The following is a 12,336-nucleotide window of genomic DNA, read 5'->3' as shown; positions in this document are numbered from 1 at the left end:
GGTCCATCATGTTCTCCAGGCTCTCGACAACGGCCAGTGGAGAAAGCTGCGCGGCTTCTACCGCAACAACTCCTGCATCGCCTTCGCGTCCCGGTATCCCACCATGATGCGGCCGTCCGGAAGCACCAGGGTCGGCGTGGAATAGATGCCGTTACTTTCGGCGAACTTGATGGTGTCATCCACAGGCTTTCTGGCGTCCTTTTCCGTAGCGGCCGGCAGCGCCTGCCCGGCAAGCGACTTCTCCAGCAGTTCCACCGCATTCCTGGAAAGGATCACCCGCGACTTGTCAAAAGACCTGGGATGTATCTTGAGCGGATAGAGCTTTATGTAGATGCAAAGATCCGGTTCAAGAGACGCCAATTTTTTGAGCTCGATGTGCGCCTTGGCGCAGAAGGGGCACTCGGGGTCGGTGAAGACGAAAAGCTTCTTCTTCCCCTTGGGGTTGCCCATGACCAGCGCGTGATCGGTGCTGATCGTCGCGGGATCAAGCCGCTCCTTGGACGTCTTCTGTTCCTGCTTCGCCTGGGCCGAGTTCGCCACCGGCTGCCGGGTCGCTATGTCGAACACCTGTCCGGCGATGATGTGTTTCTTGGCGTAATCGAGGTAGGCCACGCCGCTTTTGCCACCCTGCTCGAAGGTCACCTCGTACAACCCGCGAACCAGCGCCGGCTTCACATCCGTCACCGGTCCTATCCCCTTGAGGAGACCACTGGCCTCCTGCAGGGTGATGGAGTGGCAGGAAGCGCACTCCCCGCTGCAGCCTTCGGACATGGCGAAGGCGGGTGCGGCGAAAGCGATGACAACCAGGGTGAAGCAGGCTGCGAAGATGCGGGTGAGATTTCTTGCGATGGACATTCAGCTACCTCGTGGATGATTTCACTGCTCCGACATGGCGAGCAACAACCGTGCCCTGCGCCCATCCGCGACCCTCAGGCGGCGGTTTTAGCGTCAATACGGTTAGTTGTGGCATACCATAGCACGGTGGCACCGCAAAAAACTACGCATTTTTTTCATAGCAGGGGACCCCACTCCGCAAAAAATTGGCACCTGGAGGGTACCTGGCGCCGGAGGCGACCTGGAAATCAGCCGAGGTCGTACTCCTTGAGCTTGTAGAGCAGGGCCCGGTGGCTGATCTCCAAAAGCCGCGCCGCGTGGGTCCGGTTTCCCGCCGTCTGTTCCAGGGCGCGCACGATCAGTTGCCGCTCCAGCGCCTCGGCCCCCTTCTTTATCGAGAGGGAATCGGGGAGGTTCACTTCGCCCCGATCCTGTCCCGCCATCCTGCGCACCGCCTCCGGCAGGCAGGCAAGTCCCAGGGTGTCACCGTCGCAGAGCACCAGACCGCGTTCGACGCAGTTTTCCAGCTCCCGCACGTTGCCGGGCCAGCCGTAGCGCACCAGCGCCTGCAGCGCTTCGGGCGTGGGGCGCACCCCCGGCACCCCCATGCGCTCGCCGTGTTTCTCGAGAAAGTGGTTCACCAGAAGGGGGATGTCCTCCACCCGCTCACGCAGGGCGGGCAGGGACAAGGCGAAGACGTTGATGCGGAAGTAGAGGTCCTCGCGGAACCTACCCGCCGCCACTTCCCGGGTCAGGTCCCTGCTGGTGGCGGATACCACCCTGACGTCGACCTTTTGCGCGGCGGCCGCGCCGAGCCGGCGGATCTCTTCCTCCTGCAGCACCCGCAGCAGCTTGACCTGCAGTGGCAGCGGCAGCTCGCCGATCTCGTCCAGGAACAGGGTGCCGCCGTTAGCCTCCTCGAAGAGGCCGATCTTGTCGTGACCGGCATCGGTGAAGGCCCCCTTGACGTGCCCGAAAAGCTCGCTCTCCAGCAGGGACGCGGGGATGGCCCCGCAGTTGACGGCGACAAAAGGCCCCTTGCGGCGCACGCCGCCGTTATGCAGCGCCCGCGCCACCAGTTCCTTGCCCGTCCCGGATTCCCCCTGGATCAGGACCGTGGTCTTGTGCTCGGAGAGTTTTTTTACCAGGTCCATGATCTGGGCCATGCGCTCGTTTCTGCTGATGATGTCAGGGAAGGACCGCCCCCGCACCGCCTCGCGCAGCCTGCGGTTCTCGTCCTTGAGCCGCTCCCGCTCCTCCGCCTTCTTCAGCACCAGCGAGATCTCGTCGCTGTTGAAGGGCTTGGAGATGTAGTCGTAGGCACCCAGTTTCATGCAGTCGATGGCGTCGTCGACGGTGCCGTAGGCGGACATCATGATGATGGTGGCGCCGATGCCGGATTCGGTGCAGGCGGTCAGGAACTTCTTGCCGTCCATGACCGGCATACGGATGTCGCACAGGATGAAGGCGTAGCTTCCCTCGCGCGCCTTGGCCAGGGCGTCGGCGCCGTCGGATGACTGCTGGACCAGGTACCCCTGTTTTTCCAGCAGGACCTGGAGCATGTGGCGCAGGTTCGCCTCGTCGTCCACCACCAGGATTTTTTTCTTTTGGGTCACTCTTGTGCTCCTTGGTCGGACGGTCGGACGTCGGACTGGTCGGAAAGCTTAAAACCTGAAACCCTGCCAGCAGCCAGCAGCCAGCCCCTAGCCCCTAGCCCCTAGCCCCTGTTTCTCACTCGCGGGGAGGGTCAGGGTGAAGCGACTCCCTTTGCCAAGCTCACTCTGCACGTCAAGCCGCCCGCCACAGGATTCAGCTATCCGCGCCGCTATGGCCAACCCGAGACCGGTCCCCTTCCCCGGCTCCTTGGTGGTGAAAAACGGATCGAAAACCTTGCCGAGAAGTTCCGGAGGCATTCCCTCACCGTTATCCACCACCTCGATGACCACTTCGGCTCCGGAACGGCTCCCCTTTAGCAACAGCTCCCCACCTTTCGGCATGGCGTCGCGCGCATTGACAATGAGGTTGATCAGCAACTGCTCGAGCTGGTGCGGATCGGCATGCACCGTGGCAAGCCCGGACTCGACCTCGATGGATACCTCGAGGTGCTTCAGCACGCCCTGGTCAGCCAGCAACTCCACCACCTTCTCCAGCAAGGGGCGTATCGCCACCTCCTCCCACTGCACGCGCTTAGGCCGGGCATAGTCCAAGAGCCCTCGCACGATGCGGTCAATGCGCCTGGATTCCTCGTCGATGCGACGCAGGTAGTCGGACTTCTCCGGATCGGCGGCCAGGTCTTCCGCAAGGAGCGCGCTGTACCCCATGATGGCGGCAAGCGGCGTGCCGATCTCATGGGCCATTCCCGCGGCCAATAGCCCCACGGACGCCATCTTCTCGGAACGAACTGTCTCGTTTCTGGCTTCGACCAGTTCCTTGTTGGCCCACTTCAGCGACGCCACCTTCTCCTCGACTTCCACCCGCTTCCCCCTGAGGGCAATGGTCATGGTGTTGAAGGCTTCGGAAAGCTCGGCAACCTCCGTGCTCCCCTGGATCGGCACGGTCACCCCAAGGTCACCGGCGGTGATCCGACGCGTGGCCCCGAGGAGCTTCCTGATTGGTTGCACCACGGAGCGCGACAGCAGGTAAGAACCGAAAGCCAGCAGGAGCAGAAAATCCAGGACGAAGTAGGCGAGAAAGAAGTGCCGGGAGCTCCTGAGCCGCTCACGCGCCGAGGCCAGGGAGACCGTCAGGCGGACCCCTCCCACCACCTTGCCCTGCTCCATGACCGGCTGGTAACTGCGTCCGGTACTCCCGTCAGCGGAGACCAGGAAGGTCCCGCGCCCGTTGCGCATGACCTCCAGCAAGGTGGCGTCGGCCCCTCCTCGCTCGGAGACCGTGTACAGCGGTTGCCCCACCCTGTCGACGACCAGCAGTCCCTCGAAACGTTGGTGCCTGCGCAGGTTTTCGATGTACCTAAAGGTGGCGGTGCCGACCTCCGGGGGGACGACCGGCCGCGGCAGGAGCAGCATGATGCTGGAAGCGAGCACGCGCGCCTCGTCCGCGTTCTGGGCCAGCAGGTCGTTTTCGGCGGTTTTGAAGGAGATGAGAGAGAGGAGGAGCCAAGTGAGCACGAGCAGCATGCTGACTGCGGAGAGGATGTAGAAGGTGAGGCTGAAACGGAAAGGTTTCATAGGTGCCGGTTCAGCTTCCCATGGCCAGGTACCAGGTGATGATGCGCCTGCCGTAGAAGACGTAGAGCACGGCGGCCGCCGCCAGAAACGGTCCGAACGGGATGGCGAGCGTGGAGTCTTTCTTGCGGATCAGCATCAGGGTAATGCCGATGATGGACCCAAGGAGCGAGGAAACGAAGATGATGAACAGGATCGGCTTCCACCCGAGGAAGGCACCCATCATGGCCAGGAGTTTGACGTCCCCCCCTCCCATGCCCTCTTTCTTGGTGGCCGCCTGGTACAGCCAGGCGATCAGCAGCAGGCTCCCGCCTCCGGCCACGATGCCGATCAGGGAGTTGAGCCATCCCAACTGCGGGATGAAGAAGGAGACGACGAAGCCCATGACGATGCCCGGCAGGGTGATCCGGTCGGGGATGATCTGGTGCTCCAGGTCGATGAAGGTGACCACGACCAGGGCGCTGCAGAACACGAAGAGCACGCCGAAGTAGAAAAGGCCGGTGAGCAGGTACTGGGTCGGAGCCCCATCCTCGAACAGGCGCAGCGGGAAGAACTTGAAGAAAAGGGCGAGCGAAAGCAGGCCGTTCAGAAGTTCGACCAGCGGGTACTGCATCGAGATGGATGTCCCGCAGGAGCGGCATTTGCCGCCAAGCAGCAGGTAGCTCACGATGGGGATATTGTCATACCAGCGGATCTGGTAGTCACACTTGGGGCAGTGCGACGGAGGCGACACCACCGACTCGTCGCTCGGCATCCGGCAGATGCAGACGTTCAGGAAAGAGCCGACCACGGCCCCGAAGAGGAAAGCGAATACGGCGTAGGTGATGTAAGGAGTCAAGGAAACCTCTTAACGGCCGTTCTACGTTCTACGTTCTAGGTTCTACGTTAAAAGCGAACTTGCCAACTGCTCCTGTGGCAGTGGCGAGGTCAACGTAGAACGTAGAACATAGAACGTAGAACCTGTTTTGGGTCTACTTCAGCCTCAAAATCTTCTCCAGGCTCTCCTGGAGGAGCTGTTTCTTGTTGCCAAACTCCGCGATCTTCTCGCGCTCCTTCTCGACCACGTCGGCGGGGGCACGCTCGATGAAGCTCGGGTTCTCAAGCTTCTTGGACAGGAACTCGATGTCCTTCTCGATCTTGGCGATCTCCTTGCCCAGACGCTTCTCTTCTTCCTCGACGTTCACGAGGCCCTTGAGCGGCACGATGATCTCGACGTCGCCGGCCACCTGCAGCGAGGCCTCGGCGGGACGCTCGATACCCTGCCCGATGGCGAGGTCGGAGAGACGGGCCAGGCTCATGACGTACACCTCGTTCTTCTTCAAGAGCGCGAGGCTCGCCTGGGACTTGCAGTCGAGGATGGCGGCGATCTGCTTGCTCGGGGCGACTTCCATCTCCCCCCGGATGTTCCTGATCCCCTTGATGACTTCCATGACCAGTTCCATCTCGGCGGCCGCGGAGGCGTAGCCCGCCCACTGCTCGCACGGGGTCGGGAAGTCGGCGATCATGATGGAATCGGCGGCGCCCTTCTTCTTGGGCAGGGCCTGCCAGATCTCCTCGGTGATGAACGGCATGAACGGATGCAGGAGGCGCAGGAGGTTCTCCAGCACCAGCCAGAGCACGTACTTCGTAGCAGCCTGGCGCTCGGCGTCACCCTTGTAGAGGTCGTCCTTGGCGAGCTCGATGTACCAGTCGCAGAACTCGCTCCAGGTGAAGCGGTATAGCTCGCTGGCCGCCTCGTTGAAACGGAACCCGGTCAGCGCCGAGTCGATCGAGGTGGCCGCCTCGTTCAGGCGATACAGGATCCAGCGGTCGGCATTGGAGAGCTTGAGCGATGCCGCGTCGACCTGGTCAGGATCGAACCCTTCCAGGTTCATCATGGCGAAACGGGAGGCGTTCCAGATCTTGTTGGCGAAGTTACGGTAGCCGGCGATCCGCTCCTCGGCGAGCTTGATGTCGCGCCCCTGCGCGGCGAAGGCGGCCAGGGTGAAGCGGAAGGCGTCGGTGCCGTAGGCGTCGATCACGGTGAGCGGATCGATCACGTTCCCCTTGGACTTGGACATCTTCTGCCCCTGCGCGTCGCGCACCAGGGCGTGGATGTAGACGTCGGTGAAGGGGACCTCGTCCATGAAGTGCAGCCCCATCATCATCATGCGGGCCACCCAGAAGAAGAGGATGTCGAAGCCGGTGACCAGGCAGGAGGTCGGGTAGAAGGCGGAGAGTTCCGGGGTCTTTTCCGGCCACCCCATGGTGGAGAAGGGCCACAGCGCCGAGGAGAACCAGGTGTCGAGCACGTCGGTTTCCTGGCGGATCTCGTCGGAGCCGCACTGGCTGCACGCGGTCGGATCTTCCTTGGCCACGGTGATGTGCCCGCAGTGGTCGCAGTACCAGGCGGGAATCCGGTGTCCCCACCAGATCTGACGCGAGATGCACCAGTCGCGGATGTTCTCCATCCAGTCGTAGTAGGTGTTTTCCCACTGCTGCGGCACGATCTTGGTGCGCCCGTCCTTGACGGCGCCCAGGGCGCGCTCGGCCAAAGGTCCCACCTTCACGTACCACTGCAGCGACATGTACGGCTCGACCACGGTCTTGCAGCGGTAGCAGCCGCCGACGGAGAGGGCGTGATCCTGGATCTTCTCCAAAAGCCCGGCCGCTTCGAGGTCGGCCACCACCTGCTTCCTGGCGGCGAAGCGGTCCATCCCCTCGTACTGCTTGCCGGCGGCGTTGACCACGCCGGACTCGTCGAACACGTTGATGCGGTCCAGGTTGTGCCTGAGCCCCATCTCGAAGTCGTTGAAGTCGTGCGCCGGGGTGATTTTCACCACGCCGGTACCGAATTCGCGGTCGACGTAGTCGTCGCCGATGACCGGGATCTCGCGGTTCACCAGTGGCAGCAGGACCTTCTTGCCGATCAGGTGGCTGTAGCGCTCGTCCTCGGGGTGGACGGCGACGGCGGTATCGCCCAGCATGGTCTCGGGACGGGTGGTGGCGACCACCACGTACTCGTCGCTCCCGACCACCGGGTAGCGCAGGTGCCAGAGGTTGCCTGCCTTGTCCTCGTGTTCCACCTCGATGTCGGAAAGCGCGGTGTGACAGCGCGGGCACCAGTTGATCAGGCGATTGTCGCGGTAGATCAGCTTCTCATCGTACAGGCGCACGAAGACCTCGCGCACCGCCTTGGAGAGACCGGCGTCCATGGTGAAGCGCTCGCGCTCCCAGTCGCAGGAGGCGCCGAGCCTTTTAAGCTGGCCGATGATCTGCCCGCCGGACTCGCCCTTCCACTGCCAGACGCGCTCGATGAAACCCTCACGGCCGAGCTCGAAGCGATCCTTCCCTTCGGCGGCCAGCTGGCGCTCGACCACGTTCTGGGTCGCGATGCCCGCGTGGTCGGTACCCGGCATCCAGAGCACGTTGTAGCCGCTCATCCGCTTCCAGCGGCACAGGATGTCCTGCAGGGTATTGTTGAGGGCGTGCCCCATGTGCAGCACGCCGGTGATGTTCGGGGGGGGGATGACGATGGAGTAGCTCGGCTTATCCGAGGGGACGGTGGCGTGGAAGTACCCCTTCCCTTCCCACTCCTGGTACCACTTCTGCTCAACGCTTTTCGGCTCGTAAACCTTTTCCAGCTCTTTGTTTGCCATCTAATCTACCTCATAGGAAAAATGCTTTAGCAGGGGGGGCGCCCCTGCAAAACTAGTATCGCAACTCCTCCCCCTGGAGGGGGGAGGTTGGGAGGGGGGAAGGCTGTAGCTGTGAGACGACATCCCCCTCCCTGTCCCTCCCCCTCCGGGGGCGGGAACGCTTGCGGGAAAGATTGCTGCCTGCAGCTGCTGCCTCAGCTATGAAAAAAGGGGATCGTGAAATCCCCTGTTTCATAAGCGGATGGGAGCGACGCCCGCGTTAGCCGCGTACGCCGCTCTTCAGTTTCCGGATCTCTTCCTTGATGAGCACCTCGGCCAGGTCGGGCACCACTTCCCAGACGATCCGCTCGATCACCTCGCGGGACACCTTGGAGAGGGCGGCCACCAGCTGGTCCTCGGTAAGCTCGGCGACTGCGGCCGGCTGCGCGGCTGCGGCAGGGGCAGGCTCGACGGGCGCGGCCGCTGCCGGTGCTGCCGGTGCTGCCGGTGCTGCCGGTGCTGCCGGTGCTGCGGCCTGCGGTGCGGACTCCTCCGCCTCGAACTCGAACGGCTCGTACTCGGGTACGCCGAAGGCCTCGGCCTCAGCCTCGGTCTCCGCCTTTGCCGGCACCGCTGCCGCTGGTGTTTCCGACTCTTCGCTGAAGGCGAAGAACTCCTCCTCGGAAACGGCAAGCGAGGAATCAACCGCCGGCTCTTCAAGGTCGAGCGCCGGGCCGGTCTCTTCGATCTCTTCGGACTCGTCGAAGCTGAACACCTCTTCGGCCTCGAACTCGCCCTCGGAGCCCGCCTCCGGCTCAACCACGCCGAACAGTTCGGACGGCGCTTCGACGGCAGCCGCGGGGCTCTCCTCCTCCAGTTCGAAGGCGCCCCAAAGATCGTCCTCCAAGCTCGCCTCGACCGGCTCCACCTGCGCGGAGGGAACGGCTGCGGGCTGTGCCGGGGCCGAGGGGATCTCCCACGCCGGCTCTTGCGCGGCCGCGGGAGCCTCCCAGGCGGGTTCGGTCTCGAGGCCGACGCTCCCCCAGATGTCCTCGGCATCGGCCGCCGGAGCGGCTGCCGGTGCGGGAGCTGCGGGAGCTGCTGCCGGGGCCATGGCGTCCATGGCGGAAAGATCGCCCCAGATTTCCTCGGCGGCGGGGGCCGGCGCTGCCGGTTGAACCACGGGGGGGGCGGTTTTACGGGTCTTGCCCAGCTCAAGCATCTCCTTGACCCGGTCGATCAGCTGCTGCGATTCAAAAGGCTTCGATATGGTGGCGTCGGCGCCGCACTCCCGCGCCTTCTCCTCGTCCAGCGGTTCGAACGCGCCGATCAGGAGGAGGATAGGGACCGCGCCAAGCACGGGGTCGCGGCGGATTTCCGCGCAGACCTCGTAGCCGGTCTTGCCGGGCATGAGCGCGTCGACCAGCATCACGTCCGGCTTGGTCTCCCGCGCCTTGTCAAGGGCAGCAGTACCGTTGTCGACAACGGTCAGTTCAAACTCCTCATTGGCGAAGATGATCGCCACGACCTTCTGGATGGTGATGCTGTCATCGGCGAGGAGCAGTCTATTGCCCATCTATCCCCCCTCTACTTAGGAAGCTTTCTGCAGGAGTTTATGTTGCCACGACAAATTCGAGCCGCCCGGCTGTGACAGAGATGATCAGGAAAGAAGCTCACAGATTTCTCGGCATAGGACAGACAGAAATGGCAGTTCGTAATCAGGCGCAAATATATCCAGTATGACACTGAAAATGGTAAAAAAAGCTAGCATAAAGGGCGTAGGGTGTCAAGGTTTTTGCCCTTTCTTATTAATCACTCGTCATTGAAACGGGCCATGTCCCCGAACTCCACCGGGATGCCGAAGATCTGCGCGGCAAGCGTCGAGATATCGCCGCGCAACTTGTTGATCTCATGCACCTTTTTGTACTCCAGGCGCGACGTGAGCAGGATGACGAAGGTGTCGGTGGCCGGATCGATCCAGATCGAGCCTCCGGAGTACCCGGTGTGGCCGAACGAGACCCGGGAGAATCCCTGGCCGCGGGGGGCGGAAAAGGGAGAAGAGATGTCCCAGCCAAGGCCTCGGACCACGGTCCCGCCGCGCGAGAAGTAGGGAGCCGTCATCTGGTCGACGGTGCGCTTGGCGAGCACGCGCCTGCCGTCCAGGGTGCCGCCGGAGAGCATCATGCGGCAGAAGCGGGACAGGTCGCGGGCGGTGGCGAAGAGTCCGGCGTGCCCGGCCACCCCACCCAACTGGCGGCAGAGGTAGTCCTGGGGCTCTCCGAAGAGGATGCGGTCGTCGCTGATGGTCCCCGAACAGCGCATGGCCTCCTTGGGATGAAAGGCCGTGTCGCCCATGCCCAGCGGACGGTAGAAGGAGACCTGGGCGTAGAGGTCGAGGGGAGCCCCGGTGGCACGGCGCACCAGTTCGGCAAGCAGGATGAAGTTGAGGTCGGCGTAGCGAAAGCGGCTCCCCACCTCCCCCTTGAGCTTCTGGGCGGCGGCCCCCTCGATGGCGCTCTGCATGGGATTCACGCTGGAGAGCGGGACGTCGTCCAGCCCGGAGGTATGGGTGAGCAGGTTCATCACGAGGATGGCCTCCTTCCCCTTCCCTGCCAGTTCCGGGAACCACTTGGTCACGGGGTCGAGCAGCGAGATCCTCCCCTCTTCCGCGAGTTTGAGGATCGAGGGAGTCGTCGCGATGACCTTGGTCAGCGAGGCGACGTCGAAGATGGTGTCGGTGGCCATGGGAGGTGCGTCGGGAAAGGGTGAGAGGCGCCCGTAGGCCTTCTCGAAGAGGATCTTGTCGCGGTTGCCGATGAGGACCACTCCGCCGGCGATGAGGTTGCGCGCCATGGCCTCGTTCATCAGGGAATCGATGCGGGGCTGGTCGGCGGCGCGGGCGGCGGAGACGAGGAGGATGACCAGCAGACAGCCGCAGATACTGCTCAACAGGGTGCGCACGCGCCCCCTAAAATACGTGTTCAATCTCAATGTGACTCTCTCGGTCCTGGCTGGATGCTGTCCTGTTTAATTCATTCTGAAAGTGACCGATTTGAGGACCTTCCCATCGGTGTCGACCGCGTCGCAGCGCCATTCGCCCGAAAGCCCCTTCTCGACCACCTTGCGGCTGTAGGTGCGCCAGTGCGCCCCCTTGACCGGCAGTTCGTATTCCGCCACCGCCTCGTCGTTGAGATACCAGATCTGCTTGATGGTGGTGTCGGTGTCCTCGGGGGCCGAGAACCTGGTGAAGCAGTAGAGCGCCTTGACCGAAGTGGACGATATGCGGCGCACCGAGTCGATAGGGTTTCCCTTGACGATCTTGGTGGTGACCGCCATCTCCGTGATTTTCAGGTCGCCCGCCCACGACTGACTCCAGCCGGCGAGAGTTCCCAACACTACAGCGGTTGCTATCGAAAGAATCGAGGTACGGCTCATTGTGCCTCCAGCATCATTTGCGGAGAGTGGGATACCGGCCTGCGCCGGTGCCGCCCCAAAGGAGAGGCGGCAGCGTTAGGTGCCTGATCAGGTCCTGTAGTCGGCGTTGATGCGTACGTAGTCGTAGGAGAGGTCGCTCGTGTAGACCACGGCCTCGCCGCCGCCGATCTTCAGGTCGATGGAGACCTTGAATTCCTTTTGCTGCAGCACGCGGGTGCCGGCCGCCTCGGCGTCACCGCCGGCGAAGATGCCGCCGGTCGCCATCACCACGTCGTCGAACCGGATCTCCACCCGCTCCTGCTCCACCTGCGCGCCGGAGTACCCGATGGCGGCGATGATCCTGCCCCAGTTGGCGTCCTGGCCGAAGAAGGCCGTCTTGACCAGCATGGAGTTCGCGACGGCGAGCGCCGCCTTCTTGGCGTCGGCCTGGGTCGCGCCCCCCTTCACCCTGATCTCGACGAACTTGGTCGCCCCCTCGCCGTCCTTCACGATCAGCTTGGCCAGGGAGAGGAGCAGGTCGTGCAAGAGCGCGGCGAAAGCGGCCCCTTCCGGGGTCCCACCCTTGATCGCGGGGTTCCCCGCGGCGCCGTTGGCGAAGATGACGGCCGTGTCGTTGGTGGAGGTGTCGTTGTCCACCGTGATGGCGTTGAAGGAGCCGTCCACCGCCTGGGTGAAGGCACTCTTCAGGAAGGCGCCGTCCACGTCGGCGTCGGTGACCAGGAAGGAGAGCATGGTGGCCATGTTGGGATGAATCATCCCGGCCCCCTTGGCGATCCCCCAGATGCTGTAGGGCTTGCCGCCGGCCTCGCCGCTGCGGCGCTCGATCTTCTCGAAGGTGTCCGTGGTCATGATGGCCTTGGCCACGTCGTCCAGCGTGCCGTGGTCGAGCCCGTCCACGAGCGGCTGGATCCCCTTCCGGAAGCGCTCCATGGGGAGGGGCTGCCCGATGACGCCGGTGGATGCGATCAGGAGTTCCTCGTCGGAAAGCCCCAGCGCCTCGGCCGTTCTCCTGCCGCACTCGAGGGCGTCGGTCATCCCCTGTTCGCCGGTGCAGGCGTTGGCGTTGCCACTGTTGACCAAAAGCGCGCGGCACGTGCCGTTTTGCGAGCGCTGGCGCGAGATGATGACCGGAGCCGCCTGCACCTTGTTGGTGGTATAGACCGCCGCCACCTGGGCGGGGAGATCAGAGAATATCAGCGCCAGGTCGAGCCGGCCCGGCTTCTTGATGGCCGCCTCGACGGCGGCAAAGCGAAAACCTTTCATAG

At 63.3% G+C, this 12,336-nt stretch carries 9 protein-coding genes; all 9 read right to left on the bottom strand.

Annotation, left to right across the window (positions count from 1 at the left end; all coding sequences use genetic code 11):
* Positions 1 to 57: 57 nt before the first annotated feature.
* Complete coding sequence (locus tag KOL99_RS10225; protein WP_216510381.1) at positions 58 to 855, bottom strand: DsbC family protein; 798 nt, start codon at positions 853 to 855, stop codon at positions 58 to 60.
* Positions 856 to 1,082: 227 nt separating this feature from the next.
* Entirely contained in the window at positions 1,083 to 2,450 is a 1,368-nt protein-coding gene (locus KOL99_RS10220; protein WP_216510380.1) for a sigma-54-dependent transcriptional regulator, read from the bottom strand.
* A gap of 87 nt (positions 2,451 to 2,537) precedes the next feature.
* Positions 2,538 to 4,022: a sensor histidine kinase gene (locus tag KOL99_RS10215; protein WP_216510379.1), complete on the bottom strand. Its 1,485-nt coding sequence runs from the start codon at positions 4,020 to 4,022 to the stop codon at positions 2,538 to 2,540.
* A gap of 10 nt (positions 4,023 to 4,032) precedes the next feature.
* Positions 4,033 to 4,857 carry a prepilin peptidase gene (locus tag KOL99_RS10210; protein WP_216510378.1) on the bottom strand — a complete coding sequence of 275 codons (825 nt, stop codon included), beginning with the start codon at positions 4,855 to 4,857 and terminating at the stop codon, positions 4,033 to 4,035.
* A 133-nt stretch (positions 4,858 to 4,990) separates the two neighbouring features.
* Complete coding sequence (locus KOL99_RS10205) at positions 4,991 to 7,657, bottom strand: valine--tRNA ligase (RefSeq protein ID WP_216510377.1); 2,667 nt, start codon at positions 7,655 to 7,657, stop codon at positions 4,991 to 4,993.
* Between the two features lie 259 nt (positions 7,658 to 7,916).
* Positions 7,917 to 9,212: a response regulator gene (locus tag KOL99_RS10200; RefSeq protein ID WP_216510376.1), complete on the bottom strand. Its 1,296-nt coding sequence runs from the start codon at positions 9,210 to 9,212 to the stop codon at positions 7,917 to 7,919.
* 236 nt (positions 9,213 to 9,448) lie between these two features.
* Positions 9,449 to 10,597: a serine hydrolase domain-containing protein gene (locus tag KOL99_RS10195; RefSeq protein WP_328760101.1), complete on the bottom strand. Its 1,149-nt coding sequence runs from the start codon at positions 10,595 to 10,597 to the stop codon at positions 9,449 to 9,451.
* Positions 10,598 to 10,663: 66 nt separating this feature from the next.
* Positions 10,664 to 11,071, bottom strand: coding sequence for a DUF2914 domain-containing protein (locus tag KOL99_RS10190; RefSeq protein WP_216510374.1), 408 nt, complete (start codon positions 11,069 to 11,071; stop codon positions 10,664 to 10,666).
* Positions 11,072 to 11,158: 87 nt separating this feature from the next.
* Complete coding sequence (argJ, locus tag KOL99_RS10185; protein ID WP_216510373.1) at positions 11,159 to 12,334, bottom strand: bifunctional glutamate N-acetyltransferase/amino-acid acetyltransferase ArgJ; 1,176 nt, start codon at positions 12,332 to 12,334, stop codon at positions 11,159 to 11,161.
* Positions 12,335 to 12,336: the final 2 nt, after the last annotated feature.

The sequence above is a fragment of the Geomonas azotofigens genome (genome assembly GCF_018919395.1).
Taxonomy (GTDB): Bacteria; Desulfobacterota; Desulfuromonadia; order Geobacterales; family Geobacteraceae; genus Geomonas; species Geomonas azotofigens.
Note: the sequence above shows the minus strand (reverse complement) of the source record. Positions and strands in the feature narration are given on the sequence as shown.

What these genes read in the sequence shown, in the direction of transcription:
- KOL99_RS10225 (WP_216510381.1), bottom strand. Translation starts at nt 855, where the DNA reads ATGTCCATCGCAAGAAATCTCACCCGCATCTTCGCAGCCTGCTTCACC.
- KOL99_RS10215 (WP_216510379.1), bottom strand. Translation starts at nt 4,022, where the DNA reads ATGAAACCTTTCCGTTTCAGCCTCACCTTCTACATCCTCTCCGCAGTC.
- KOL99_RS10205 (WP_216510377.1), bottom strand. Translation starts at nt 7,657, where the DNA reads ATGGCAAACAAAGAGCTGGAAAAGGTTTACGAGCCGAAAAGCGTTGAG.
- KOL99_RS10200 (WP_216510376.1), bottom strand. Translation starts at nt 9,212, where the DNA reads ATGGGCAATAGACTGCTCCTCGCCGATGACAGCATCACCATCCAGAAG.
- KOL99_RS10190 (WP_216510374.1), bottom strand. Translation starts at nt 11,071, where the DNA reads ATGAGCCGTACCTCGATTCTTTCGATAGCAACCGCTGTAGTGTTGGGA.
- argJ (WP_216510373.1), bottom strand. Translation starts at nt 12,334, where the DNA reads ATGAAAGGTTTTCGCTTTGCCGCCGTCGAGGCGGCCATCAAGAAGCCG.